Here is a 26,476-nt window from a genome sequence, read left to right as displayed (position 1 = left end):
TTTCATCATGCCAAAAATATGTATAAGCGATCGGCTAAGGACCTCAACATCAATCAGTATAAAGTTGAATGATCGATCGCCCCTAATGCTTTCAGCGTATTCTTTTGAGCATCTGTTAGCCCTTTCACTCCAGTAATGTTCATGCCTTCGTAGGGGCGATCGGTTCTCAGTAGATGCAGGCACTCTTCAGCTTGAATATCCCAGACTCTGATCGTCCCATCTCTGCTACTACTCGCAAGTCTTTGACCATCAGGACTCCAAGCTACACACCAAACTAGACGTTCATGTCCAAGTAGATTTCTGAAGCATTTCCCTGTTGTGCAGTTCCAGAGTTTAATCGTTCCCTGCTCATCGGCACTGGCCAGGACTTGTCCATCCGGACTCCAACTGAGTGCCCAGACCAATCCTGCATGATCTGCCAACTGTTGCAAGCACCTTCCTGTCTGGATATCCCAGAGCAAAATAGTTCGTTCATCGCTGCTGGTGGCTAGGGTTGAGCCATCGGGACTCCAGGCGATCGCTCGACCTGAAAGATGAGCATCATGGAGCGTTTGCAGACATTCTCCGGTTTCTCTGTCCCAAATTTTGACCAATAGGTCATTACCACCTGTCGCGATCTGCTTGCCATCCGGACTCCAGACGACCCACCAGATCCAACTGTTGTGCCCGTATAGAACGTTCAGACACTCACCTGTTTGGGCATTCCACAACCTCAAAGAGCGACCGTTAGAGCTACTGCCAGTGGCAAGAGTTTTCCCATCGGGACTCCAGGCAATGGAATAGACCCAGTGACGATGCCCCTGCAATGTGTGGAGGTGTTGTCCCGTTTCAACCTGCCAAAGTTTTGCTGTGTTATCCGCACTGCTGCTAGCGATCGTTTTTCCGTCTGGACTCCATTGCACGGAGAGAATCCAGGAATCATGACCTGATAGACTTTTCAGGCATTTTCCAGTTTCTGCATCCCAAATCCTGACGAGTTTATCGGCACCACCACTAACTAGAGATTTTCCATCAGGACTCCAGGATATAGAGCGAATCCAATTACTGTAGCCCTGCAACGTGCGAGAACACTGCCCACTCTCCACATCCCAAAGCTTCACAGTTTGATCATGACTTCCTGATGCTAAGAGGGTACTGTCAGCGTTCCAAGTGACAGATAGAACAGAATTTTGGTGTCCCAGCAGTGTCTTTAAACATTGACCCGTTTTAACGTTCCAGAGTTTAATGGTGTAATCATCGCCACAGCTTGCTAACGTTTTTCCGTCGGGACTCCAGGCGACTGAAAAAATCTCTCTTGCATGTCCCTCAAAGGTAATTAAACATTCCCCGGTTTGAATATTCCAAATTCGCAAAAGCTGTCCATGACTAATGCTCACTAGTCGCGGATCACTTGGACTCCAGGCGATCGCGCGTGACCCGCATCCCTCAACCTGAAACACCCGAAGGCATTCTCCACTTTCTAAGCTCCAGAGCCTAGAGGTACCGTCACTGCTGGAACTCATTAATTGAGTACCATCCAAATTCCAAGCGACAAAGTAAACTGTGCTGCTGTGTCCTTCGAGTGTTTTCAAGCATTCACCCGTTTGCGAATTCCAGAGTTTAATGGTGCGATCGGCGCTACTGCTAGCAAACCATTGCCCATCAGGACTCCACGCCAGTGAAAATACAAATTCTCGATGTCCCGTTAATATTTGAAGGCATTGCTTGGTTTGGCTATCCCAAATCCGAATAACAGGATCACCCCCTCCGCTGGCAAAAATTTGCCCATTGGGATGCCAGACTACTCTCATTACACATCCTGCATGAGCCTGCCAGTTTAAAAGTAATTGGTCATTCGCAATCTGCCAAACGTTAATTGCTCCATGCATATCCCCTGCCAACAACAAAGTTCCATCTGGACTGAAGGCAATAGAATATAAGGCACCCACTACTTGAGAAAAGGTTGATTTGAAGACGCTGGAATTTTGCAAATTAACGTGATGAAAATCAATTCCCTGCAAGCAAGCGTGTTGAATGGTGAGGTGAGAAAAATTATAGCCTGTTAGATCTAATCGCAAGCAGCGGTAGAGGTTGATGAGATTTCCGCTGGCATAATCAGGAAATGGAGTAGGATTATTTCGTAGGGATTGAATAATAGTTCTAAGGTGCTGCTCGAGTCCGTCTGTCGATCGAATAGTAGCACAAAGTTTCTCAGCGATCGCTCTTAGAATAAGCCGTTTCTGGCCATCTTGAATATAGGTTTTGACGGTTGTTTTAATGAGTGATAATTTAGCAAACAAATCTAGATTTTTTGTGATCAGTTCAATTATAATCTGTTCAATTAATTGTTCGGTTACATATTCCATTATGACGGGCTGTTGAGTATATTTTCCGGATTTTCTTTCAATCAACGATCGCCAGGATAAGGATTCCAAAGACTCTAAAACGCTAGCACGGGATACTGTAGGAATGATGTCTTCTAACAACTCATCAACGGAAATCCACTCACGGTTAATTGCCAACCAGTACATAATCGTTTGTTCGAGGTAGGATAACCGTTCAAACTGTTGTTCTAGCAGGTGACGCAACCCATTAAAGATGAGCGTATCTTGTTCGAGGAAGTCGGCAATCGCGCCATCAAAGAGGTTGTTAATGGAAGAAGCCACAATTTTTAAAGCGAGAGGGCTGTAGCTGTACTGTTCACACAGCCGCAATTTTTCTGCCTCTGTGCCCTGTAAGCCTTTTGCCTCTAGCAGGGCAAGGGAAGCTGCTTTCGAGCCGCCCAATTGAAGCGATCGCACATATCCTTCCACCTCTTCCAGCACCGCAACTTCAGCAGGCTTTTCGCGGCTGGTTAAAATCACACAGCTTTGATGGGCAGCTTCCCCAATTAAACGCAGCAATTCGCCATAATTTTCATAGTCCGGTTGGTAATGCCCGGCTCGATCGCCCGCCTGCATCATTGTTTCCGCATTATCCAGAATCACCAAACAACGATGCGTTCGCAACCAGTGCAAAAACCGTTGGGGCGTTACCTGGGCATCTTGCTGTCTGGAAAGAAATGGAACCACATCTCTGAGTAGAGTTTCGAGGGGTGGGGCATTCCGCAGCGATCGCCAGATGACAAACTCAAACTGATCTTGCAAAAGGTGTGCAATTTTGGCAGCCAAAGAACTCTTGCCAATGCCTCCCATGCCCAGCAATGCAATCATCCGGCAGCGATCGTCTATCACCCACTGATGCAGGGTATCCAGTTCTGCTTCTCGACCATAGAAAATGGTGACATCGATCGCTTCACCCCAATCCACAGTAGAGAGATGCGTGAAGGCAGCGATAGGAGCAGTACTGCCTTCTTCAAGTCCTGTATGTTCTTCTGGTTTTGGCTGGTTTTGCTGCTCTCGCTGGGTCTGCTGCTCCTCTTGCCACCGTCGCTCCAAAGCACTGCGAAAGTTTGTTTTGCTAACGGGTTCACCCAATGCCTGACTCAGCAGCTTCCAAAACTTCGCCCCTACATGCCGCCGAATGTAGCTGATGGAATACTGGCTCGACTCGGCAATTTGCTCATAGGTCAGGTGATGCCAACTGCCCCGTAAGATCGTCACCTCAATATCTTTGAGGTATCGCCCGAAGCAGTGATACATCGCAGCATTGACGATCGCAAAGGCTTGTTCAAACTCCATAGGTGGCGACTGTTCTCCAGGGGGGTAGCGAAGTGAAATGGACAGTTAATGAGGTAGACCGGACAAAAGTGGACCTTTTAAACCATTGAAGAGTGGACATTTTCTGTAACGACAACTACAAAACATCCCCTTATCTTGGAAGACATAGAGATGACTGGCACCACGCAGGACAGAAAAGCATCTTCCATCCTCAGGTATCTGCCTGACTCTGCATTATATGCTGTTTTGTCCGAAATCCTGAGTAGTGTGCAACTCTAATCTGCTATTGGAATAGAGGCGAGAACTGTAAAAGGACAAGTTCATCTCTCAAAAAAGACTGCACCAAACAAATGGATGTGGTCACTTATCTGAATGCGCTTTATACGAACTCAACAACTCATAAGGAGAAACTTCAATGACTGAAAGAAGAACCGGAACCACCGGCAACGATACCATTACCGCAACCAAATCTGGATGGGGACTCTGGTGGGAAAGCTGGGAAATTGACGGAAGGGAAGGCAACGACAGCCTGACAGGTGGAGCCAAAAGCGATACGCTGACTGGAGGAATTGGTAATGATACCTTGGTCGGTCTAGACGGTAATGATCGCATGGATGGCGGTACAGGTGAAGATCTCATGGTCGGGGGACGCGGTGATGATAGCTATTTCGTAGACAATGAGCGCGATCGAATCACCGAACGAGATGGAGAAGGAAACGATACAGTTTTCTCTCACGCTCAAAGATATGTTCTACCTGCTTTTGTTGAAAGGATGGAACTGATGGACGATGCCGTGAAAGGGGTAGGTCGCGTCGGTATTGGGAATAACCTTAGCAACACAATCAAGGGCAACCAATGGGATAATGACCTCTACGGTTTAGGTGGGAACGATACAATCTACGCACATACAGGCGGAAAAAATAACGTCTATGGCGGAGATAATGACGACGTGTTGTTGGGTACGATTCGTGGCATCACAGGCGGAACGGGGTCTAGCCTTTACGGTGACAGTGGAAGTGACTCCCTACACGGTGGCGCAGGCGATAAGCTGTATGGCGGAATCGGCGATGATACGTACTACGTTTACAGCAACAACGGCCCAACCATTGTTGAAAAAGCCAATGAAGGGAGCGACAAACTGATTTTTGAGCTTGTATCTGGGCTACCTACAGATGAGGTCTATAACATGCCCAGCAACCTGGAACATATTGAAAGAGTTGAGTTAATGGGTTTAGCGAAGGGAGCCGTAGGCAACGGTTTCGGTAACTTGATCGTGGCAAATCCAAGCAGGGCAAGCTACTTAGATGGAGGAGGTGGTCGTGATGTTCTGGTTGGTAACGGATTCAACGACACCCTACTTGGAGGGGCTGGCAACGACCAGATGCGCGGCGGCGGCGGCGATGACCACATCATTGGTGTTGGTGGCGGCTTCGACATCATGGAAGGTGGGGCAGGAGCGGATATCTTCTACCTTAAAGACTTCTACCGAGATAATCATTTTGCGACCATCAGGGATTTCAAACGTTCCGAAGGCGATAAGATTTCCCTGCAAGGACAAGCGAGCGACTATCGGTTAGCCCTAGTGGAGATGGTCGGGCCTGTGGGAATTTCTGACGTAGGAATTTATTACAAGCCCACAAACGCGCTCGTTGGAGTGGTGCAAGACACAACTAACGTGAGTCTCTCAACGGATTTCCAGTTCGTTCCTGGTTAATTCAACCAATGGGGGCGATCGTTCCAATCAACGGGGCGATCGTTCCCAAGAGATCAATCTATTTTCAGTCGATCGTAAACCATGTTTCGATCCTCCCTAAAGTGTGTTCAAAACCCCTTTGCTCCTCCCCAACCCTCCTTAAAAAGGAGGGAGCCGAGCCGTTCAAAGTCCCCTTTTTTAAGGGGGATTTAGGGGGATCGATTACCCGCTTTTTGAACATGAATTATCTATTTGCGATCGATTAATTTTGTTTTCTCATCACAAATATAGGAGCCGTAATGATCACGCATGCTAAACCCAATTCACAGCAAGTAATCTCATCTTCTGCAATCCATCACGTACCGTCTTACGATACTGTTACTGCACCCAAAGAAACACCGATCGCCATCCGCTATGTAGAACCCGATGATATTCATTATCTGCATGAACTATTAACCCATTCCAAAACAGTCTACTGGACAAGTGAGTTGCCCTATGCAACGGTAGCCCAGATCGATCAACGCTTTATCCAGCCAGCAGAAGGACAGTACACCCTGGTGGCAACCAGCGACCAGAACATTGTGGGAATGTTGGGATTTTCTGTTAATCCGCATCCTCGTGTGCATCATGTGGCTCGCATTAGTCCGGTTGTTGTCCATGCAAATCATCAGGGTAAAGGCATTGGTTCCGCACTAGTCAAAGCAGCGATCGATTTGACAGAGCAGTGGCTAAATGTTCATCGGTTGGAGTTACTAGTGGTCTGTCAAGGTTGAAATGAAGGGTAAAGTCGTTTGAGTTTAACCCGTGCATCTTCCGTGGTAAATTGCCAATCGATGGTTCGCAGTTGAGCATTCCTGCGCTGCTCCCACGCTAGTGTTTCTTGTTGCAATGACGGTTGATCTGGAATGCGGCGATCTAGACATTGGCGGGCTAAAACACTGAGTTCAGTTTCAGCCATATTGAGCCAACTGCCGTGAACCGGGGTGTAATGAAATTCCAACTTATCGAGGATCCGCTTGGCTTCTTGGGGTTCAAAGGTGGCATACAATGCCGAAGGGTCATGAGTGTTGAGTTGGTCTTGGACAACCGTGACCCACTCCGCATCCGGATAACGCTCGTCGACCAAGTATTTCATTTGCTGGGCATAATCGTGCTTGGTGCGCCGGTCTGTGACTTGGACATGTCTCCAACCCGCTAAGGGCTCAACGAACATGAACAGATTGTTGACCCCGTTTCGTTCATACTCGTAGTCATAGCGCGGCGGTTGACCCGGTTCAATCGGTAAAGGGACTTGGGTTTCCTTGACTAACTGTTTGCTGGTTTCGTCAAAACAAACTACGGGATAGCGTGAGTCGTAAGAGCGGGTGTAGACACTTAAGATATCTTCCATGTAGTAGACAAACGTCGCATTGGACTCGGGAGGAATCACCCAGCATTCTTTCAACCAGGGCTTGAGGTCGTTTTTTTCAGCGTTTGTCGAACGGTTTCATGGCAGATGCTTTCGACCACCTCTAATTCCACCATTCGCTCAGCTAACAAGCGCAGACTCCAACGGGCTTGTCCTTCGGGAGGCTCACTACAGGTCATCGCAATCAGATGTGCTTCTTGGGATCCATCGAGGCGGCGCGGTTTGCGTTGTTGCTGCACTTGCCGACTCAAGGCACTCTCTAGACCTGTTTCAACAAAGCGTTGCCGCACCCGTTCAATCGTCGCTACACTGATGTCGAGTGCTTGGCTAATTGCTTGATCCGTCCATCCTCCATCTTCTTGGTTGGTGTCGGCTTTGAGCAAAATCCGTGCATGGTTCATTTTGTAAGCAGCAACTTTGCCAGTTGTAGTGAGTTGCTCCAACTCTTTTCGTTCTTCAGCAGTTAGAGAAACGATGTATTTTTTTCGCGCCATAATGGTTTGACTGATTGGAGATAGCTCAAATTATCAATCCATTTACCCTTCAAATCAAGGCTGACAATCTACTAGTCTATGCCGATAACGAAGCGGCGATCGCCCTGTATACCAAGTTTGGCTTCGTTACCGAAGGGGTGATGCAACACTATGCCTTTCGTGCTGGGCAGTATGCCGACATCCAAATCATGGCTCGCTTATCTCATCACTAGTAGAAGCGAGCGTGAATTGAGCAACCGTAGAGCGGGCATCTTGCCCGCGCAGGCTGGAAGCCTGCACTACGAAAGGTGGGCGTATTGCTGCCGAGGTCTACTAGCGCTATCAGCAAGGGAAAATGATTGCGGGTAGCGATCAAACAAGATACACAAGAGAATTGATACATCAGATTCACATTGATGTCAAATCAGGAGTAACTGACATGATCTCACCTTTAATTGGGTTAAATATTCGCACTGAGGTATTACAGGCAGAACAGCAAATTCGCCCTTACATCCGAGAAACACCCCTGGATTATTCACCATTGTTGAGCCAACTGGGTCATTGTCGTGTATTTCTAAAATTAGAAAACCTGCAACATACAGGTTCCTTCAAAGTTCGCGGAGCAATGAACAAACTCCTCTCTCTGACAGCGGAACAGCAGGAACAGGGAGTGATCGCAGCTTCCTCTGGCAATCATGGTGCAGCAGTTGCCTTTGGGTTGAAGACGCTGGATATACCTGGAATCATTTTTGTCCCTGAAAATGCATCTTCCGCCAAAGTCAACCTGATTCAACAATGGGGCGCAGAGATACAGTTTTATGGCACAGATTGCGGTGTGACAGAAGCCTATGCCCGGAAGTATGCCAATGAACATGGACTCGTCTACATCTCCCCCTACAACGACCCTAAAGTGATTGCAGGGCAAGGGACGATCGCGGTCGAGATGGCACAACAGCTAGACCAAATTGACACCGTATTTGCCTCGGTTGGGGGTGGCGGGTTAATCAGTGGCGTGGCGGGATATCTCAAGCCGATCTTCACGGACATTGAGATTATTGGCTGCTCTCCGGTCAATTCTCCAGTGATGGCTGAGTCAATCAAAGCAGGTCAAATTCTCACGATGGAATCATTGCCAACCCTATCAGACGGGACAGCCGGAGGAGTTGAACCCGAAGCCATCACCTTTGATCTTTGTCGCACGCTGGTAGATGACTTTGTGCTGGTGACAGAAGCTGAGATTCAGTCCGCCATACGATTGATGATCGAAACCCATCATTTGCTGGTGGAAGGGGCAGCCGGAGTGGCGATCGCGGCTTTCCTACAGCAGAAGGAACAGCTACAGGGCAAAACGGTGGTGATTGTGGTCTGTGGAGCCAACATCAGCCTGGAAGCGTTGAAGCAAGTTTTATAGGAGGGACTACTGTGAAAATCATTGAACTCGCTCAAATTCAAGAATTACTATCCTCAGTAGATTTGTTCTCTGCAATAGAAGCAGGTTTTGTCAGTTACTCTGCGGGCAAAGCTGTTATCCCTCCCGTCGGAGAACTGCTCTTTCAAAACCCTCCTGGGGATGTACATATCAAGTACGGATACTTGCTAAACGATCGCTACTATGTCATCAAAATTGCATCAGGGTTTTATGAGAATCCAACCCTAAATTTACCCTCTAGCAATGGTCTCATGCTTCTTTTTGATCAGAAGACTGGAACACCACTGGCAACCCTGCTTGATGAAGGATATCTAACGGATGTACGCACTGCCGTAGCAGGGGCGATCGCAGCGAAATATCTGGCTCCTAAACATATCCATCGGATTGGCATTGTTGGAACAGGAATTCAAGCCAGATTACAACTGCAATATCTGGCTAAAGTAATTGATTGTCGTGAAGCGATCGTCTGGGGACGGAATCTTGACAAGGCAAAGCAGTTTCAACAAACGATCACGGGAAAGTTTAATATTGCTGTTGCCCAAACGATTCAAGAGCTAACATCAACGTGCAATCTGATTGTGACAACAACGCCCTCTACAACGCCTCTAGTTTACGCCGACTACGTTCAGCCTGGTACTCACATCACTGCGGTTGGAGCCGATACACCGCACAAACAAGAATTAGATTCAATAATTTTTGCAAAAGCTGATTGTGTGGTTGCAGACAGCGTTTCGCAATGTATGGAACGGGGAGACATCGCCCATGCGATCGCACAGAAACTCATTATGCCAGAATCGCTCACAGAATTAGGGGATGTCATTTCAGGCAAAGCACCGGGGCGAACATTGGATGAGCAAATTACAGTAGCAGATTTAACAGGTGTTGCGATCCAAGATATTCAAATTGCAAAGGTCTTATATGAGGCAGCTTGCAGAAAAAAGATGGCAGCGTCCAATATGTACCAATAACAATCAACTATGTTACGAAGATACACACGTTATACCGTAGTTGTAAACGGTGTGTGAATGGTTCATGCCTGCTCGATCGCGCCTAAGTCCTTCAGGGCTTCTTTTTGTGCCTGCGTTAATCCCCTGACTCCAGTGATATTTATGCCTTCATAGGGACGATTGGGTCTGAGAATGCGTAAGCACTGCCCTGATTTCACATCCCATAATCGAATCGTTTCATCGCCGCTGCCACTGGCCAAAACTTCGCCACTGGGACTCAGTTGAATTTCCATAATCCAGCGATCGTGTCCTTGCAAGGTTTTGTAGCATTCGCCATCATCCAAATCCCAGAACTGAATGCCAGTTTCCAATTGACCACTGCCACTCACCAAACTTAGTCCAGTTTGAGACGATGCATTGGGCAGAAGTACCAGAGACATGGGAGCGGATGCCCGTATCACCTGCAAACACTGTCCTGTAGCAACCTCCCACAGTCGAATTTCCTGATCGTAGCAACTACAACTGGCAAGAAATCGTCCATCGGGGCTGAACACAACACACATGACTGAACCGGAATGACCTTCCAGCGTTTTCAAACATTCCCCGGTCTGCACATCCCAGAGCTTAACTGTTTGATCATAGCTACTGCTAGCCAGAATTTGACCATTGGGACTAAAAGCAAGGAACCAGATCCAGTCATGATGCCCATACAGCGTTTTCAAACATTTTCCCGTTTTCACATCCCATAGTTTGATGGTCTGATCTTCACTGGAGCTGGCCAATATCGGAGCTACCGGATTAAATACAACGCACCAAACCTGGTTTGAATGCCCCCGCAATTTCCGTAGCAATTGCCCCGTGCCCGCATTCCATAGGCAAACCATTTGATCTTCTCCACCACTGGCGATCGTGCAACCGTCGGAACTAAAGGCGACAGAGCTAACTCGATGCGTATGTCCTGTCAATATGTTGTAGCATCTGCCCGTATCCACCTGCCATAATCGAATCACCTGTTCATCCCCACTTCCGGCGATCGTTCTACCATCAGGGCTAAAGGCGATCGACCAGATCTGGTGAGTGTGTCCTTGCAGCACTTTAGTACAGTGTCCAGAAAGGGCTAACAATTCTGCTCCAGACTCTCTGGGTGAACCAAAATTCTGAAGCATCCCAATTTCCCATAGCCGCACCGTCTGATCATCACTGCCACTGGCTAGCATGGGTTTCACCGGACTAAAAGCCACCGACCAGATGCGATGGGTATGTCCCTCCAAAATTTTGAGGCACCGTCCTGTTTTGATATTCCACAACCGCACCGTTTGATCTTCCCCTGCACTGGCGAGCAAAGTCCCTTCAGGACTAAAAGCTACAGACCAGACCCAATTTTGATGCCCATACAGCGTAGTCAGGCAATCTCCGGTGACAGCATCCCAGAGTTTTACCGTCGTGTCATGGCTGCCGCTGGCTACATAACGGCCCTCTGGACTAAAAGCAACGGCAGTAATCCATCCGGTGTGACCGTGCAGGGTATTGATGCATTGCTGAGTTGTTAAATCCCAAAGTTTCACAGTCTGATCCTGGCTGCCGCTGACCAGATGGGTTCCGTCGGGATGAAACGCCACAGACCAGATGCGCTGGCTGTGACCCGCTAGGGTTTGTAAGCATTTTCCGCTTGTAACCTGCCATACTTTCAAGGTGCCATCATCACTGCTGCTGACCAAGGTCTGGCCATCGGGGCTAAAGTCCAGGGCGCAAACATGGCCACTATGTTCGGTTAAAACTTGCAGGCAATCCCCCGTCTGGACATCCCAGATCCGAATACTGGACTCATCACTGCCGCTGGCCAGGTAACGTCCGGTGGGAGCAAAGTCCAGGGCACGAACCCAATCTCCATGCCCCTGCAATTGATGTAGTAACTGCATATCAGACAATCGCCAGAGCCGCACTTCTGTATTCGTATCAGACGTGGCTAACAGTGTTCCATCAGGACTGAAGGCTACCGCTAAAACACTGCTGAAGGTCTGGGTAAAAGCGGGTTGATCAAATTCAGCCTCGGCAAAGTTAACCCGATGCAGCGATGTATTTTGCAAATAGGCATGGCGAATCGTGAGTTCAGAGAAGTCGTAATCCGTGATATCCAGGTTTAAGTAAATGCACAGGTTCAATAAATTACCGCCACTATAGTTAGAAGCAATATCGGAATTGGCACGAAGCTGTTGCAGTAAAACTTGGATATGCTGTTGGAGGGCTTCAGGGCTGGCAAAGGCAAATCGTAATCGATCGCCAATTTTCTGTAGAATTAGCCGGAATTGGGCCGCTCGAACATAGGCACTGACGGTAGTTTTGATCAGCGCGTACCGATCGAACAAAGCCAGTTTTTGAGCCACTAGCTCAATCACGACTTGATGCACCAGTTGTTCAGTCACATATTCCATGACCGCAGGTTGCTGCGTGTACTGCCCTGATTGTTTTTCAATCAAGCTACGCCAGGTTAGAGATTCTAAAGCTTCTAACAAACTCGATCGAGACACAGCCGGAGTAATATCCTGGTATAATTCAGCGAACGATACCCATTCACGGTTAATCGCCAGCCAGTACATAATGCTCTTTTCTAAATGGGACAATCGCTCAAACTGCTGCTCTAACAGGCGACGAATACCATTGAAAATCAGGGTTTCTTCCTGCAAAAATTCAGAAATACTGCCATCGAATAAACTGTGAATGGAGGAGGCAACTACTTTTAAGGCGAGGGGACTGCAACCATAAAATTCACAGAGCTGTCGTTTCTCTTGATCGCTTCCAACTAACTGTTTGACGTTCAGGATGGCCAGGGCCGCCTCCAGGGAACCACTGAGCGTTTCAGATCGCACCCAGCCATCGGTTTCCTCCATAAAGGCTACTTCCGCAGGTTTTTCACGACTGGTCAACAGTACACAACTTTGATGGGCAGACTCTCCCAGCACTCGTAGCAATTCACCATAGTTCTCATAGTCAGGCTGGTAGTACCCTGCCCGATCGCCTGCCTGCATAATCGTTTCCAGGTTATCGAGAATCACCAGACAGCGGTGGGTACGCAGCCAGTGCAGCAGTCGATCGGGTTTAGTTTGAGTGTCCTGCTGCCGCGAGACAAACGGAACCAGATCACTGAGTAAGGTTTCCAGGGGAGGTGCATTGCGGAGCGATCGCCAGATGATGAACTCAAACTGATCTTGCAGCATGGTGGCAATTTTAGCCGCCAGGGAACTTTTACCAATGCCCCCCATCCCCAGTAAGGCAACCATGCGACAGCGATCATCGATCATCCACTGCTTGAGGGTGTTCAGTTCCGTTTCTCGACCGTAGAAGATAGATGCATCGATCGCTTCACCCCAGTCGAGGGTAGAGGGGTTAGGGCAGGGAGGGGGAGGCGGAGGCGCGAGCAGGGGAGAGTGGGCGGTGAGAATCGCAGCCGCTGATTGCTGGGGTGGAGCAGTGGCTGAAGCCGCAAGGGGGAGTGGCTCTAAGGATTTAGGTTGGGATTGGGAAGGCTGGGACTGAAGCTGGAATTGAACCAACTGGGTCAGGATAGCTCTGGCATTGGTTTTGTTAATCTTGCGCTTCAAACTGCTACTTAAAAGCTTCCAGAACTTTGGCCCCATGTCCCGCTGGAGATAGTTCAGCGAATAGCCCGATCGAGCAGCAATTTCATCGTAGGTCAGGTTCTCCCAGGCTCCCCTCAATAGTTCCACCTCCAGATCACTGAGGGGGCGATCGCATTCCGTTTGCAGGATATTGTTCACAATCGGAATCACTTGATCAAATTCAATTTCGATCGCTGAGGCAGGGTGCATAGGGAACCAGGAAGCGCTACGTGTTTATCAGAAATATATAACCCATTTCATCGTCTTTCAGCCGAATTCCACACTTTTCTCAAGCAAGGGCGGCTCAACCATATAGAGTAGAAAAGTGAAAAAACAGATGCTGGAGCGGCTAAGGCAAACCAACATTAACAAGGCTTAAATCCTCTGAATCTTGAATGATCGCGCCCAAAGCCTTGAGCGTCACTTTTTGCGCATCAGTAATGCCCGTTACGCCTGTAATATTCATCCCTTCGTAAGGACGATCGCCTGTTAAGGTTTTCAAACACTTTCCTGTTTCGATATCCCATAATTTCACCTGTTCATCAACACTACCGCTGACTAGGCAGGTCTCGTCTGAACTGAGAGCAATTGTCCATACTTCATTGGTATGTTCTGCCAATGTCATTTGTAAGGTTTGGGTTTCGATTGCCCAAAGTTTGATGGTTCCGTCCGCGCTGCCGCTGACGATCCGTTTTTGATCTGAAAAGCTAGCCAGCGACCACACCGTACTTTGATGCGCCTGCCAGGAGGATTGCAAGGTGGGCGATGCAGGAGTTTGCAGATCCCAAAGTTTAATCAACCCATCACTGCCCCCACTGGCCAGGATGCAGCTATTTTTCACAAAGGATAGGGTCGTTACCCAACCCTCATGCCCGCGATAAACGGCGATCGGTTCTCCCGTCTTCACCTCCCAGATCCGGATCGTGCTATCCAATCCACCACTGGCTAATAGTGTGCCATCGGGGCTGAAGGCTAGCGACCAAATCCACCCATCGTGACCTTCCAGAGTGTGTACCAGTTGACCATTTTGCACTTGCCATAATTTCAGGGTGCTGTCTGTGCTACCGCTGGCAATGTAGTGTCCATCGGGGCTAAAGGACAATAACCAAATCCAGCCTTGATGTCCCACTAATCTTCGTAACAGTTGCCCAGTCTTTAAATTCCAAAGGCTGATGGTGTTAGCAGAGCCACCGCTGGCCAACAGGGTATCATCTGGGCTGAATTCCACTGAAAAGACTCCGCCTGGTTCCGGGTAAAAGGACTGAGTGATTTGCTCAAGGGCGACATCCCAAATTCTGATCTTAGGATCATACCCAGCCGCTGCGATCGTCTGCCCATCTGGACTGAAACGAACCGATCGCACACTATTGCTGTAACCTCGCAGCGTTTTACGAGTCTGCCCCAGCTTGATATCCCACAATTTCACACAGTAATCTTGCCCACCACTGGCCAGCAGGGAACCGTCTGGGTTAAAAGCGATCGACCAGATCCCATTGGTATGTCCCTGAAACGTTTTGAGCAGCGCACCGGTTCGGACATCCCAGATCCGAATCGAACAATCCAGGCTACCACTTGCCAGGTACAATCTATCCGGACTAAAGCAAGTTGTAATGACATGGCTCGTATGGCCGTCTAAGGTTCGTAAAAGCTGCCCCGTTGCCACCTGCCACAAGCGCACCATGTGATCGTTACTGCCCGTCGCCAGGATTTGTCCATCGGGACTAAAGGACACCGACCAATGAATCGGCGCATCTCCTGCCAGCGTCCGCACCAGAGTTCCCGTTACCCCATCCCAGATCCGGATGTTTGGTCTCGCCCCACTGCTCGCCAGGTATTGCCCATTGGGACTAAATGCTAATGACCAAAGCTCATCTTCATGCCCAGTGAGCGTTTTTTGCAATGTCCCACTCGCCAAATCCCAGATTTGAATGGTGGTGTCGGCACTGGCACTCGCTAAGAATTGCCCGTTGGGGCTAATGGCGACAGATCGAACTTCATTTGTGTGCCCATGAAGTTGCTTCAGCATTGTGCCTGTTTTGACATCCCAGAGTCTAACGGTACGATCGGCACTGCCTGTAGCAAGGATCGCACCATCCGGACTAAAGCAAACTGAATGAATCCGGCTGGCATGTCCCAAACGATTGACGATCGGTTGCCCATCCTGAACCCGCCACAGATAAATGTGTCCTGTACTATCAACGGTACTCAGCAATTGACCATCCGGACTGAAGGCCAGTTCCAGAATATAGCTCAGGGGTTGGATAAAGGTTGTTTGGTGCAATTCAGCATAGGAAAAATTGGTGCGTTGGAGGGTCGTTTTCTCCAACTGAGCATGCCAAATCTGTTGATGAGACAGATCATAGTCAGCCAAATCAACTTGGTAATGAATCAGCAGGTTTAGTAAATTGCCCACACCGTAGCGTGAAGTTGGATGGGTCGTAGCCCGTAGTTGCTGTAGGACTGTTCTGAGATGCTGTTCTATTGCTGATCGAGCAGGCAAGGTAGACTGCAATCGATTGGCGATCGGTTGTAAAATTAAGCGAATTTGACTATCACGAATATATTCCAGAACAGATGTTTTAACGAGCGCGTAGCGGTGAAACAGGGAAAGCTTGTTTGTGATTAACTCGGTTGCAATTCGCTCAATCAAGCATTCCAAAATATATTCCATGACAACGGGTTGCTGAGTATATGCACCCGCTCGCTTTTCCACCAACGATCGCCACGTTAGTGATTCCAATGTCTCTAGCAAGTTAACTCTAGAAGGTGTTGGAACTATATCTTCCATCAGTTCAGCGATCGTGATCCATTCACGGTTGATCGCCAACCAGTACATGATCGTTTGTTCCAGGTAGGATAATCGCTCAAACTGTTGTTCCAGCAAACGCCGCAGACCATTGACCAGCAAGGTGTTTTCTTGCCGAAATGTAGCAATTTCTCCATCAAACAGACTGTCAATGAAAGACGCGACAATCTTCAGAGCGAGTGGATTATAACTATAGGACTCACAAAGTTGTAGTTTTTCTGCTGCTTCTCCGGATAAACCTTTTGACTCAATTAGAGCCAGCGAGGCTTCTGGAGAACCGCCTAAGGTCAGCGATCGCACCCAGGTATCTGGGCCTTCCAGCACAGCAATTTCCGATGGCTTTTCGCGGCTAGTCAGCAAGACGCAACTTTGATGGGTGGTTTCTCCAACGATTCGCAGCAATTCGCCATAGTTCTCATAATCAGATTGATAGTATCCGGCCCGATCGCCAACCTGCATAACGGTTTCCAGGTTATCGAGAATTACCAGACAGCGATGGGTACGCAGCCAGTGCAGCAGTCGATCGGGTTGGGCTTGGGTATCTTGCTGACGGGAAACAAAGGGGACAAGCTCCCTGAGCAAGGTTTCCAACGGTGGGGCGTTCCGCAGCGATCGCCAGATGATGAACTCAAACTGATCTTGCAGGATGGTAGCGATTTTGGCGGCCAGGGAACTTTTCCCGATACCTCCTATGCCCAGTACCGCAATCATTCGACAATGGTCATCAATGATCCATTGATGCAAGGTCTGTAACTCAGTTTCTCGACCATAAAAGATAGACGTATCGATCGCTTCGCCCCAGTCGCAGGTGGAGGGAATGGCGGGAGGCGAGGGGAGAGGCGGCGGATCGGGGCGGGCGGTCTGAACTGTGAGGAGTTTTGCTTGCGTCTCTGGAGGGGTGGCATCTGGCAGGGGAGGCGGAGGCTCTGGGGGTTGTAGCTGGGATTGTGCAATCTGAGTCAAAATAACTCTGGCGTTCGCTTTGCTAAGTTTTTGCCCCACGCTACGACCCAGGAGCTTCCAAAACTTTGGACCCATATCCCGCTGGAGATAGTTCAGCGAATAGCCCGATCGAGCAGCGATTTCATCATAGGTCAAATTATCCCAGGCTCCCCTCAATAGTTCAACCTCCAGATCACTGAGGGGGCGATCGCATTTCCCTTGCAGGATATTGTTCACGATGGGAATTACTTGATCAAACTCAATTTCGATCGCTGAGGCAGGGTGCATAGGACTGAAATATAGAGGAATATATATGCTTCTCAGAAATTTATACCCTATTTTTCTGGGGTTCAGGCAAAACCCACACTTTTTCTATGGTATGGCAGGCTCTAAACCACTACACAGCAAAGGGACGGATTCCTGAAGCATTAGTGCCTCTTTACCCCATTCCATACTTTAAGCCGATCGCACCTTACTTTTCTGATATTGCGTTGCATACTCCACTCCATACTTTCCTGTAAAGACAGCTCTGGATGACTTCTGTATCGTAAGAAGTGTGGGAGACAAACCACCGACGGAACAACTTCAGAACGGTTTAGGAACGATTTGAGAACGCATGGAACATTAACTTAAAGTTGTTTCAGCCATCATCAAGTTGATGACTTTCCTAGCTCAAATCCAAAACCTTAAAACGATTCAGCACACTTATCCTGATAACCCAATGAACACTCCAGCATTTCTCTATATTGATAGTCAACCGATTCCGATCGACCAGATCCTTCGCTATCTTCATACCTCTGGACAGCTTGAATCATTTATCAGTACGGTTTTGCACCAGCATATTTTAGAGCAAGCGTTACAAAGCTGTCCTGAAGCACATATTAGCTTAGAACAAGTTGAGCGAATGATTGCAGAGTTTCGACAACAAAAACAGCTTGTAGACGATCAGTGCTTTCAGCAATGGTTAGCCCAAGAAGGCACAACTGAAATCGCCCTTAAACAAGATATTATGCATCGCCTGCGGTTAGAACAGTTTGTGCCAACCATTGTTGAGCCAAAGTTGCAAGAAACCTTTATCAATCAAAAGCTTTATCTTGACCAGGTCGTGCTGTCGCAGTTAGTAGTGGATAGCCAGGAGTTGGCAGAGGAACTCAAAACACAAATTACAGAAGAAGGAGCCAGCTTTGAGCAACTGGTGCGAGAGTATTCTGTATCGGACGATCGCCTGATCAATGGCATGATGGGTGCCCTTAGCCGAGGTCAGCTATCGGATGGACTGCGCGCCATGATCGATGTGGCTCAACCCGGTGACATTGTTGGTCCCTTAGAGTTTGAGCAGCAATGGTTTCTGTACCGAGTTGAACAGTTTATTCCAGCTTCTCTGGCGGATGAAGCGATTCAAACTTCACTGCAAACTCAAATTTTTGAGGAATGGATGGCTGAAAGGATGCGGGATAGACACGTTGAATTACAGCTTGCCTCGTGATCGTGATTCTGGTTGGTAATGCCTATGCTGTGGACAACCCCCAGGATAGGCTCTACCCACCACGAACAGGATGAAACTCGTAGTGGGCATCTAAACAACAAATTACTTAGGAGATTAATCTCAATGTTGGCAACTGCAAACACAACCCAACAAAATCGTAACTTGACCGCAACTGCTGTATCTTCAGCGATTACAACCACAAGTAATCCGATCGGTGCAGCAACGCAGATCGCAAACAATGTGCTTCCTAGCCGTGCGCCAAGCTCGACTGCCTCGACCGCGATCGCACCCCGGCCGCAGTCGTTGTCGATCACCGACCGCAAACACCTGTTAGTTCTAATCCTTCCCCAACAGGTGTACAGGTGACAATTAAACCACCGACCCTGTCTAGTATTGCTGCGGTTGGATCGGCTGTCGCCAGTGCAGTAACACGACCCGTATCAACTGCCGTAAATGCAGTTAATAATGCAGCCGGTACAGTTCTAAACACAGTCGCTCGTCCGGTGTCAACGGCAGCAAACGTAGCCAATGCTGCGATTAACACCGTCGCTCGACCCGTCACGGCAGCAGTAACAAATGCAGCCAACACAGTTCTAAACACGGTGACTCGTCCGGTGTCAACGGCAGTAAACGCAGCTAATACAGTGGTCAACACCGTGGCTCGCCCCGTAGCAACTGCCGCCAATGCAGTCAGTAATGCAGCCAGTAATGCAATCAATAGCGTAATCGGCGCAGTGACCAAACCCGCAGGTCTGCCAAACGTAACCGTTCAACTTCCAACGATTACAATTCAAAACCCGACTCCAGCTCGTCCGATCGTTGTCGATCATCGTCCTGCTAGCCCAACTCCAGCCGGTCCGAGCATTGTCGATCATCGCGTTCCTCGACCACCTGCCCCTATTAGTTATGCTCCCCAGCCTGCAGGCGTACCCACTCCTCCGAGACCTTCGGTGGGGCAGCCTTCCGCAGGCGCACCTCAGCCTCCCAATCCATACTTTTTAGAGCAGGAAAGTAATAATACGATCGCAGACGCACGGGCAAATAATAACTTAGGAAACCTGTCTGCAAAGGCGATTACGGCGAAAGGTGAAACTGCTAGAGATGATATCAAAGATATCTATGCCTTTTCCCTTGATCAACAAACCAATGTCAGCTTTTCATTGGCTGAGATGAACCAAAACCTGAACCTGAAATTGATGGATTCTCAGGGCAGAAAGGTGAAAGAACTGACGCAAAGTGGCACAGATGTTAAGGAGTTCCAAAAGACGTTGGCACCTGGAGATTACTTTGTGAAGGTCTTCAATGGCTCGCACTCACAGGGCAGCAGTTATAAGCTAACCGTAAGAGATGCTAGCCAACCTACTCCGGCTTCCGCTGCATAAGTAGGCAAGATAAATTTCAGTTCCAAATGGCTTGCCAAAGTATAGCTAAAGCCTGCTGGTGAAGCCGGATGGACTGAAAGCGATACAAGGTTGGTAGGGTTGGCACGGTTCTCCCTACCACCTTTCCTGAAAATCTAACAAAGGATCGTGAATCAAATAACCTGTCAATCATTTTGTCTTGAAGGATTACTTCTATGTCGAACTCTCCTGCTAATCTCCTCAATCCAGTCGATCGTCTGAGTTCTAATGTTAGTTTGCAAGCAGCAAATCGATCTGCGCTAGAACAATCAACTGCTTCACGTTCCAGCACAACCACCAGTACCAGTACCAGTACATCCTATAACTACACGGGTCGAGAGCGGGAAGCGAACAATACGTTTACCCAGGCACTACAGAACAACCACATTGGTGACTATACCCACAATGCTTCTACTTCCTACAGCGGCACAGTTAGCTCCAGTGACTCGTTAGACCTGTATGCCTTTACCGTTAGAAACAGCAAAAACACAGTGAATCTATCACTGTCTGGCATGAACGCAAATGCAAACCTATTTCTGTATGATTCTCGTGGGCAGGAAATCGGTGCATCAGCTAAACCAGGCACCCAAGCGGAAAGCATTCAGCTTAGTGGATTGGAAGCTGGAACCTACTATGCTGGGGTCTACCGCGCTGCCTCTAATACGGTCAACACCATCAACTACAACTTAGGTGTTTCCGCACGAGAGTCTCGAAAACAGCTTGTTCTGGATGTCACGAACCTCACCGACCTAGTGGGTTTGGATTCTGGTTCCCCGCCTGAGTGGTATGCCAAAGTCAACATGGGCGGAACTCGATTTCAGACTCGGCCTCCAGATTGGGGCTGGTTTACGGGGGTTTATCTACCCTTTTCCTACAATCCAAACTGGAGTTTTACCAGAGATATTCCCCTGACAGGCGGTAGTCCAGTCAATATCTCCCTTGAAGTTTGGGACGAGGACTTGTTCTTTGATGACCAGGCAGATATCAACTCTGGTTCTGGAAGAAGCCTGGAATTTAGGGTTGATCTGCAATCCGGTCGTGTTACCTCTAATGATTTGCGGATTTCCTCGTTCAACCTGGGAGAGACAAAATCCACTGAAGGCAATGATTCTAATCGCAATCGAATCACCTTCAAAATCTCTACCCGATACGTTTAAGCTCATTTGCCGTTTGCATCTCTGCATTGCCCGCTGAGTTGCTAATAGGTTCATGGGAATAGGGGCGCACAGCAGTAGGGGCACACAGCAGTGCGCCCCTACGTTATTTTTCCGCATGTCCCCAACCGCTACAACCGATCGCCTCAACCTTGATTGCCATTCTCCATACTTTTGAGAAACTCCACCATACTTTTCTGACTTTTCTGGCAATTGAGCTGCATACCGCACTCCATACTTTCCTGTAAAGACAAGCACGGGTAGCTTTTGTATAGTATGAGTATGAAATTTGAACAAAAATCGGAAGAGTTGAAGAACGGTTTCGGAACACTTTGAGAACAATTCGATCCCAACTTAGTTTGATTCAGTAGTAAACCTAACTCGGAAATACGATGAACACCCCAACCTTTCTCTATATTGACGATCATCCCATCACGATCGAACAGATCATTGATTATCTGCAAACCTCTGGTCAACTCAGTTCATTCATTAGCACAGTCTTACAGCAGCACGTCTTAAAGCAAGAATTACAAAACTGTCCTCAAGCAAAGGTTAGCGCAGAACAGATCCAGCAAATCATCACTAACTTTCGTCAGGAAAATCAGCTTCTGGATGATCAACACTATCAGCAGTGGTTGGCACAGCAAGGTCTGACGAGAACAGCTTTTGAGCAAAATATCACCCATCAATTCCAGATGAACCAGTTTCTACCCACGATCGTGGAACCCAAGTTGCAGGAAACCTTCATCGATCAAAAACTCCATCTTGACCAGGTTGTGCTATCCCGCTTAGTCGTAGAAAACTGGGAACTGGCTGAAGAACTGAAAGCTCAGATCATAGAAGAAGCAGCCAGCTTTGAGCAACTGGTGCGAGAGTATTCCATATCAGGCGATCGAGTCGTCAATGGTATGCTGGGAACCATTAGCCGAGGTCAATTGCCGGATGCATTGCGAGTGGCGATCGATTTGGCAAAGGTGGGAGATATTGTTGGCCCCATTGAAATCGATCAGAAGTGGTGTTTATTCCGTCTAGAACAGTTTTTGCCTGCGTCCCTCGCTAATGAGGAAGTCCAACAACTGTTATGCAATACGATTTTTGACCAGTGGATTGCTCAAAAACTGCACGACAAACGGGTTCAACTTCGAGTAGCCTAGTCATTCTGATGGACACTCCCTATCCTACAAAGAAACTGCTTTAAGCACCTATCTGAGAACTCCGTCAGGAACTTGGATGCCAAAAGCTCTCATAAGTTTACGGATAGACTCTGAGTAGGGTGGGAACTGTCCGCCAGAATCTTCCCTGAAGGACTAGGTGGACGATCGATACTAGTGACCAATCATCCCAAAGCATTCTCCTAAACTGAATTGCATAGTTCTCTGGACAGTCACCGCTGGAGTAAGGCTGGGACAGGTTGCGTCAAAACTCAGCAAATATAAACCATACTTAAACTTCAAAAAGGATAACTTCAATGTCGAATTCTCAAGTTAACCGACTCAATCCAGTTAATCGCTTGAGTACCAATGTTAACCAGCTACAAGCAGCCAATCGATCTGCTTTAGAAGCATCTACTTCTATTCGTTCCACTCAAAGTACAAGCACATCCTATAACTTTAGCGGACGAGAACGGGAAGCCAACAACACCGCTGAAGAAGCTCGACGGAATAATCACATTGGCGACTTTACCAATAACGGCTCTGCCTCCTATACCGGTACAGTTAGCTCGTTTGATGCGATGGATATGTACGCATTCACTGTTAACAATAGCAAGAATACAGTGAGTTTGTCGCTGACCAACACAAATACACGAGCTAATGAAACCGTAATTGTGTCTCTAATGGGTGCGGATGGTCGATCGGTTGGTGCAGCAAGCATTTTACCGGGCACGGCATCTACTCATTTTCAAAGAGCCGGACTGGAAGCCGGAACCTACTATGCTGCGGTCTTTCGTCCTAACACGAACACAACCAACACAATTAACTACAGCTTAGGTGTTTCCGCACGGGAGTCTCGCAAACAGCTTGTTTTAGATGTCACGAACCTTAAAGACACAGGTGAACTAGACAACGGTGGGCGGCCTGACTGGTATGCCAAGGTCAATATGGGTGGAACGCGATTCCAGACTCAGCCAATTAAGTGGCCAACTGCGTGGGGAGGTTTGGGAACCATAGGTGCTTTCTCTCACAATCCAAACTGGAGTTTTACTAGAGACGTTCCTCTCACAGGCGGCAATCCAGTCAATATCTCCCTTGAAGTTTGGGACAAGGACTTGATCTTTGATGACCAGGCAGATATTAACTCCGGTTCTGGAAGAGGTTTGGACTTCAGAGTAGACTTGCAATCCGGTCGTGTTACCTCTAATGATTTGCGGATCTCCGCATTCAACCTGGGAGAATCCAAGACGACTGAAGGAAACGACTCCAATCGCAATGAGATTACCTTCAAAATCTCTACCCGATACGTTTAAGCTCGTTTGCAGTGTGCATCGTCCGCTGAATTGCCAATAGGTTCGTGGGGATAGGGGCGCACAGTTGTGCGCCCCCACCGGGTACGTTATTTTTCCGCATATCCCCAACCGCTCCAACCGATCGCTCCAACCTCAGTTGCCGTTCTCCATACTTTTGCCAATCCCCACCATACTTTTCTGACTTTTCTCACAATTGAGCTGCATACTCCACTCCATACTTTCCTGTAAAGACAGGGCTGGAGAGCTTCTGTATTGTGTGAAGTGTGGAGGTCAAGCCATCACCGAACGACCCCAGAACGGTTTCGGAACGCTCTGAGAACGCTTCGATCGCTACCTTCAATCATGGATAACCTCCCCATCTGAGACACGACTATACGAAACCCTATCTCCCAACCATGAGCCACAAGATTATGCCCAACCCAACCGCTTCCCCCTCCGACTCATCCACTGGTTCAACAACAACCCTCGATCGCGCCACTCCAGAGATTATCCAAGACATTGATTGGGAACAACCGCCCTTTGCGCTACTGACTGCCCAACAGCAGGTGATTGTGAATCATCAGGCGCAGGTAGTGCGATACAAAATGGGCGAGAAAATTTGGTCAACGGATGCTAATCAGCCCAATGCCTTCTACTACGTTTTGAAAGGGAAAGTCCGTTTACGAGAAGCAGCAGCGCAAACCTCTCTGAAAACCCTGGCGAAAGGTGAATGGTTTGGTGAGGTGCTGGGCTTGTTGGGCGAGGTGAAGGCGATCGCCGCTAGTAATGAAGTCATCATCGCCTGCTGGAGCGGGGAACTGTGGGAACCGTTTCAGACAACGGAACTGGAGCAGTTTTGGACGAAGGTGCGATCGGCTTATCAAACTCAGGCTCTCACAGTGACTCAAGCGGTTTCAGACTATCCCTTTGTCGGAGGCTTGAATACAGCGGCAGCTTGCCTGACGATGGCGATGCAGTACCTGAACCTGCCCACTCACCTGGAGCGTGTCCAGAGACAGTTACGCGGGCAACGCCCCAAGCACGTCACAGAAGCCGCAGAAAAATTGGGCTTACAGATGCGATCGATCCGCGTCGCCTGGGCAGATCTGCATCAGGTCAATCTTCCAGCCTTGATGCACTGGAACGAACAACATTGGGTCGTGGTGTATGCCATCAAGGGAAACACGGTGATCATTGCCCATCCCCTTGACCCGCAGCAATCCTGTCAGCGAATTCCCAAAGCCAACTTTGAAGCCGCCTGGAACCATCAGCTCTGGCAGGTGGAGCCAATGCAGAAGCAGGAAACCTTCAACCTCTCCTGGTTTCTCCCCGCCATTTTGCGCTACCGTCGATTGCTGGGCGAAGTCCTGATCGCCTCCCTCACCCTGCAACTGTTTGGATTAGGAACTCCGGTATTAACCCAGGTGATTATTGATAAGGCGATGGTACAGGGCAGCGTTTCCACCCTGAATGTAATGCTGATTGCCCTATTCAGCATTGCTGTCTTTGAGGCTCTGTTGGGTATCCTGCGCCTGTTCACCTTCACCCATACCGCCCGACGGCTCGATCTCAGCCTATCTGCCCAGGTGTTCCGCCATTTGATGCACTTACCCCTCGCCTACTTTGAGGCGCGTCGAGTTGGGGATACGGTAGCCAGAGTGCAGGAGATGGAAAACATTCGGCAATTTCTGACGGGGACTGCCTTAACCGTCGTGTTGGACTCTATTTTTGTGGTGGTGTATCTGGTTTTGATGCTCTACTACAACGTCACCTTAACGGGGGTGGCTCTGGCCGTGATTCCACTGTTCACCCTATTGATTTTGACCTCCACACCTGTTTTGCGCCGCTGGCTGGATGAGTCTTTTAACCGGAATGCCGATAGTCAATCATTTCTGGTGGAAACCATTACAGGCATTCATGCCGTCAAAGCCCACACGATGGAACCCGCCACCCGTGAACGCTGGGAAGGGTTGTTTGCCCGCTATGTTCGCACCGACTTCCGCGCTTCAACCATCTCCAATATCAGTAGTCACTTAGGCGACTTTTTAACCAGTCTGTCCTACCTGCTAATTCTGGGAGTCGGTGCCCATCTGGCAATTAAGGGTGATTTAACCGTCGGTCAATTAGTTGCGTTCCAAATGTTATCCAGCCGCGTCACCAGTCCGATTCTACGCCTGGTGCAACTCTGGCAAAGTTTTCAGCAAGTTCTGCTGTCGGTCGATCGCCTCGGTGATATTCTCAACGTCGCACCGGAAGCAGAACCCGGCACGGGCTTAGTCCTGCCCTCCCTCAAGGGTGAAGTCAGTTTTGAGAAAGTATTCTTCCGCTATCGTGAAGCACAGGAACCCATCCTGCGCGGCGTTTCCTTCACCATCAAGCCGGGAATGCTGGTGGGCGTAGTGGGTCGCAGTGGTTCGGGTAAAAGCACCCTGTCTAAGTTGCTGCAAGGACTGTATCAACCGGAATCAGGACGGATTTTAGTCGATGGATTTGAGGTGAAAGGAGCCGATTTAAGTTCACTGCGGCAACAAATTTCAGTGGTGTTGCAGGATGATTTTCTGTTCAACAGCTCAGTACTCGAAAACATTACCCTGGGCAATCCCGATATTACGGCTGAAGCAGTGATCACCGCCGCCCAAAATGCTGCCGCCCACAACTTTATTACTGACCTGCCGCAAGGCTACGAAACCAACGTCGGAGAACGGGGAACCTCTCTCTCTGGCGGACAACGACAGCGCATCGCGTTAGCACGATTCTTCCTCTCCCAGGCTCCGATCATGATTCTGGATGAAGCAACCAGCGCATTAGATAGCGAAACTGAGCAGACCGTATTAACGAATCTCCAACGCACCGCAACCGATCGCACCGTTTTCATGATTACCCACCGCTTTGAACCGCTAAAACGAGCCGATTTGATCCTGGTTTTAGATAAAGGCGTACTGGTTGAACAGGGCGATCATGCCACTTTAATGGAACAGCAAGGATTGTACTGGTCACTCTACCAACGGCAACAAACGATCGGTTAAAGGTTGGTGAATGG

General features: G+C 48.7%; 17 protein-coding genes. 12 read left to right on the top strand and 5 right to left on the bottom strand.

Annotated elements, in window-relative coordinates; translation table 11 throughout:
- Window positions 1-53 precede the first annotated feature (53 nt).
- Window positions 54-3,659, bottom strand: coding sequence for a WD40 domain-containing protein (locus ACM1PF_RS34685; protein WP_416671221.1), 3,606 nt, complete (start codon window positions 3,657-3,659; stop codon window positions 54-56).
- 394 nt (window positions 3,660-4,053) lie between these two features.
- Between ACM1PF_RS34685 and ACM1PF_RS34680 the strand changes: the two genes are divergently transcribed.
- Both ACM1PF_RS34680 and ACM1PF_RS34675 read left to right on the top strand, forming a co-directional pair.
- Window positions 4,054-5,352: a calcium-binding protein gene (locus ACM1PF_RS34680; RefSeq protein ID WP_416671218.1), complete on the top strand. Its 1,299-nt coding sequence runs from the start codon at window positions 4,054-4,056 to the stop codon at window positions 5,350-5,352.
- A gap of 278 nt (window positions 5,353-5,630) precedes the next feature.
- On the top strand, window positions 5,631-6,104 hold the full coding sequence (locus tag ACM1PF_RS34675) for a GNAT family N-acetyltransferase (protein WP_416671215.1): 474 nt from the start codon (window positions 5,631-5,633) through the stop codon (window positions 6,102-6,104).
- Here the strand turns inward: ACM1PF_RS34675 and ACM1PF_RS34670 are convergent.
- A protein-coding gene (locus ACM1PF_RS34670; protein ID WP_416668472.1) for an IS630 family transposase occupies window positions 6,095-7,233 on the bottom strand; the annotation gives its coding sequence in 2 pieces (ribosomal slippage) (window positions 6,095-6,798 and window positions 6,798-7,233; 1,140 coding nt in all). The two genes, ACM1PF_RS34675 and ACM1PF_RS34670, sit on opposite strands and share 10 nt — an antisense overlap.
- A gap of 14 nt (window positions 7,234-7,247) precedes the next feature.
- Here ACM1PF_RS34670 and ACM1PF_RS34665 point away from each other — a divergent pair.
- The 3 genes from ACM1PF_RS34665 (at window position 7,248) to ACM1PF_RS34655 (ending at window position 9,609) form a co-directional block, all read left to right on the top strand.
- Window positions 7,248-7,445, top strand: a complete 198-nt coding sequence (locus ACM1PF_RS34665; RefSeq protein ID WP_416671212.1) for a hypothetical protein — start codon at window positions 7,248-7,250, stop codon at window positions 7,443-7,445.
- 206 nt (window positions 7,446-7,651) lie between these two features.
- A complete protein-coding gene (locus tag ACM1PF_RS34660; RefSeq protein ID WP_416671209.1) occupies window positions 7,652-8,623 on the top strand; it encodes a threonine/serine dehydratase in 972 nt (323 codons plus the stop codon).
- Window positions 8,624-8,634: 11 nt separating this feature from the next.
- Window positions 8,635-9,609 (top strand): ornithine cyclodeaminase family protein, encoded by a 975-nt coding sequence (locus tag ACM1PF_RS34655; RefSeq protein ID WP_416671208.1) that lies wholly within the window; start codon window positions 8,635-8,637, stop codon window positions 9,607-9,609.
- A 62-nt stretch (window positions 9,610-9,671) separates the two neighbouring features.
- Here ACM1PF_RS34655 and ACM1PF_RS34650 read toward each other — a convergent pair whose 3' ends face one another.
- The gene (locus ACM1PF_RS34650; RefSeq protein WP_416671205.1) at window positions 9,672-13,415 is read right to left on the bottom strand and encodes a WD40 domain-containing protein; all 3,744 of its coding nucleotides are present in this window, start codon (window positions 13,413-13,415) and stop codon (window positions 9,672-9,674) included.
- A gap of 139 nt (window positions 13,416-13,554) precedes the next feature.
- A complete protein-coding gene (locus tag ACM1PF_RS34645; RefSeq protein ID WP_416671202.1) occupies window positions 13,555-17,241 on the bottom strand; it encodes a WD40 domain-containing protein in 3,687 nt (1,228 codons plus the stop codon).
- A gap of 86 nt (window positions 17,242-17,327) precedes the next feature.
- On the opposite strand from ACM1PF_RS34645, the gene ACM1PF_RS34640 reads away from it, so the two are divergent.
- Together ACM1PF_RS34640 and ACM1PF_RS34635 are read left to right on the top strand one after the other, a co-directional pair.
- Window positions 17,328-17,474 carry a hypothetical protein gene (locus ACM1PF_RS34640; RefSeq protein ID WP_416671199.1) on the top strand — a complete coding sequence of 49 codons (147 nt, stop codon included), beginning with the start codon at window positions 17,328-17,330 and terminating at the stop codon, window positions 17,472-17,474.
- A 200-nt stretch (window positions 17,475-17,674) separates the two neighbouring features.
- Complete coding sequence (locus ACM1PF_RS34635; protein WP_416671197.1) at window positions 17,675-18,439, top strand: foldase protein PrsA; 765 nt, start codon at window positions 17,675-17,677, stop codon at window positions 18,437-18,439.
- A gap of 310 nt (window positions 18,440-18,749) precedes the next feature.
- On the opposite strand, the gene ACM1PF_RS34630 is transcribed toward ACM1PF_RS34635, so the two are convergent.
- Complete coding sequence (locus ACM1PF_RS34630) at window positions 18,750-19,181, bottom strand: hypothetical protein (protein ID WP_416671194.1); 432 nt, start codon at window positions 19,179-19,181, stop codon at window positions 18,750-18,752.
- Here ACM1PF_RS34630 and ACM1PF_RS34625 point away from each other — a divergent pair.
- The 5 genes from ACM1PF_RS34625 to ACM1PF_RS34605 all read left to right on the top strand — a co-directional run bounded on the left by ACM1PF_RS34625 (window position 19,174) and on the right by ACM1PF_RS34605 (window position 26,462).
- Window positions 19,174-19,821 carry a hypothetical protein gene (locus ACM1PF_RS34625; protein WP_416671192.1) on the top strand — a complete coding sequence of 216 codons (648 nt, stop codon included), beginning with the start codon at window positions 19,174-19,176 and terminating at the stop codon, window positions 19,819-19,821. The genes ACM1PF_RS34630 and ACM1PF_RS34625 overlap by 8 nt on opposite strands.
- Before the next feature lie 194 nt (window positions 19,822-20,015).
- Window positions 20,016-20,996, top strand: coding sequence for a pre-peptidase C-terminal domain-containing protein (locus ACM1PF_RS34620; RefSeq protein ID WP_416671189.1), 981 nt, complete (start codon window positions 20,016-20,018; stop codon window positions 20,994-20,996).
- Window positions 20,997-21,385: 389 nt separating this feature from the next.
- Complete coding sequence (locus ACM1PF_RS34615; protein ID WP_416671187.1) at window positions 21,386-22,147, top strand: peptidylprolyl isomerase; 762 nt, start codon at window positions 21,386-21,388, stop codon at window positions 22,145-22,147.
- A 314-nt stretch (window positions 22,148-22,461) separates the two neighbouring features.
- Window positions 22,462-23,457 carry a C2 domain-containing protein gene (locus ACM1PF_RS34610; RefSeq protein ID WP_416671185.1) on the top strand — a complete coding sequence of 332 codons (996 nt, stop codon included), beginning with the start codon at window positions 22,462-22,464 and terminating at the stop codon, window positions 23,455-23,457.
- Between the two features lie 395 nt (window positions 23,458-23,852).
- The gene (locus ACM1PF_RS34605; RefSeq protein WP_416671182.1) at window positions 23,853-26,462 is read left to right on the top strand and encodes a type I secretion system permease/ATPase; all 2,610 of its coding nucleotides are present in this window, start codon (window positions 23,853-23,855) and stop codon (window positions 26,460-26,462) included.
- The last annotated feature ends 14 nt before the right edge of the window (window positions 26,463-26,476 follow it).

This window comes from Egbenema bharatensis FJBBOT/2019 (assembly GCF_048077055.1).
Lineage (GTDB): Bacteria > Cyanobacteriota > Cyanobacteriia > Elainellales > Elainellaceae > Egbenema > Egbenema bharatensis.
This window is presented reverse-complemented; position numbering and strand designations above follow the sequence as displayed.

Excerpts from the sequence above, each read along its gene's own strand:
- ACM1PF_RS34660 (WP_416671209.1), top strand. The coding sequence starts at position 7,652 with ATGATCTCACCTTTAATTGGGTTAAATATTCGCACTGAGGTATTACAG.
- ACM1PF_RS34675 (WP_416671215.1), top strand. The coding sequence starts at position 5,631 with ATGATCACGCATGCTAAACCCAATTCACAGCAAGTAATCTCATCTTCT.
- ACM1PF_RS34610 (WP_416671185.1), top strand. The coding sequence starts at position 22,462 with ATGTCGAATTCTCAAGTTAACCGACTCAATCCAGTTAATCGCTTGAGT.
- ACM1PF_RS34680 (WP_416671218.1), top strand. The coding sequence starts at position 4,054 with ATGACTGAAAGAAGAACCGGAACCACCGGCAACGATACCATTACCGCA.
- ACM1PF_RS34685 (WP_416671221.1), bottom strand. The coding sequence starts at position 3,659 with ATGGAGTTTGAACAAGCCTTTGCGATCGTCAATGCTGCGATGTATCAC.
- ACM1PF_RS34635 (WP_416671197.1), top strand. The coding sequence starts at position 17,675 with ATGAACACTCCAGCATTTCTCTATATTGATAGTCAACCGATTCCGATC.
- ACM1PF_RS34650 (WP_416671205.1), bottom strand. The coding sequence starts at position 13,415 with ATGCACCCTGCCTCAGCGATCGAAATTGAATTTGATCAAGTGATTCCG.
- ACM1PF_RS34640 (WP_416671199.1), top strand. The coding sequence starts at position 17,328 with ATGGTATGGCAGGCTCTAAACCACTACACAGCAAAGGGACGGATTCCT.
- ACM1PF_RS34645 (WP_416671202.1), bottom strand. The coding sequence starts at position 17,241 with ATGCACCCTGCCTCAGCGATCGAAATTGAGTTTGATCAAGTAATTCCC.
- ACM1PF_RS34620 (WP_416671189.1), top strand. The coding sequence starts at position 20,016 with ATGTCGAACTCTCCTGCTAATCTCCTCAATCCAGTCGATCGTCTGAGT.
- ACM1PF_RS34615 (WP_416671187.1), top strand. The coding sequence starts at position 21,386 with ATGAACACCCCAACCTTTCTCTATATTGACGATCATCCCATCACGATC.
- ACM1PF_RS34605 (WP_416671182.1), top strand. The coding sequence starts at position 23,853 with ATGAGCCACAAGATTATGCCCAACCCAACCGCTTCCCCCTCCGACTCA.